2 protein-coding genes are annotated in these 885 nt (G+C 62.1%); both read left to right on the top strand.

Features of this window, described 5'->3' with window-relative positions; genetic code table 11:
• Positions 1-149, top strand: a 149-nt coding sequence (locus tag EN969_RS33175; RefSeq protein ID WP_164758759.1) for a zinc-binding dehydrogenase, incomplete at its 5' end; no start/stop codon positions are given.
• A 4-nt stretch (positions 150-153) separates the two neighbouring features.
• The coding region (locus EN969_RS33180) for a lipid A biosynthesis lauroyl acyltransferase (RefSeq protein ID WP_127419851.1) at positions 154-885 on the top strand (732 nt) is incomplete at its 3' end.

Here is an 885-nt window from a genome sequence, read left to right on the forward strand (position 1 = left end):
AAAACATGGCCAACGCCATGCAGAAAATGGCGGCGGGACAGGTCGCACCCGTCATCGACACCGAAGTCGGCTTCGACGGTATCGACGCCGCGCTGAAGCGCATGGAAGGCCGCGACGTTTTCGGCAAGATCATCCTGCGCGTCGGCTAGAGCCTTGACCTCTGTATTCAAGAAGTTCCGCCGGGACCTCAAATTTCGTTACGGCAGGCAACTGCGCCAGCTCAATTACTGGCTGGTGGCGCGGGCAGCGATGATGATCATCTCGGTCCTGCGCCTGCTGCCGGCCGACAGTGCGCTGAATTTCGCCGACCGCGTCGCACGCCTGGTCGGCCCCCGGGTGGGACGCCATCAGGTCGCCGTCGACAATCTGCGCAAGGCCTATCCGGAAAAGAGCGAAGCCGAAATCCAGGCGATCGCCTCCGACATGTGGGGCAACATGGCTCGCCTTGCCGCCGAATACATCTTTCTCGACGCCCTCTTCGACTACGACCCCGCAGCCAGCGAGCCCGGCCGCGTCGAGGTCAAGGGAGCTGACCACTTCGTCGAAATAGCCAGCGAAGAGAAGCCGCACATCGTCTTCACCGGTCATCTCGGCAATTTCGAATTGCTGCCGGTGGCGGCCGCGACTTTCGGCATGAACATCACTGCGCTGTTTCGCCCGCCTAACAATCCCTATCTCGCCGACTACATCCTCTCGACGCGCCGCTCGACCATGGGCTCGTTGCTGCCATCCATGGCGGGCGCGTCATTCGCCCTGGCCGGGGTTCTGGAGAACGGCGGCAACATCGGCATCCTTGTCGACCAGAAATTCTCCAATGGACTGGAGACGACATTCTTCGGCCGTCCCTGCCAGAGCAATCGCGTGCTGGCCACCCTTGCCCGCCAC

This window comes from Mesorhizobium sp. M7A.F.Ca.CA.003.01.2.1, assembly GCF_003998945.1.
GTDB classification, from domain to species: Bacteria; Pseudomonadota; Alphaproteobacteria; order Rhizobiales; family Rhizobiaceae; genus Mesorhizobium; species Mesorhizobium ciceri.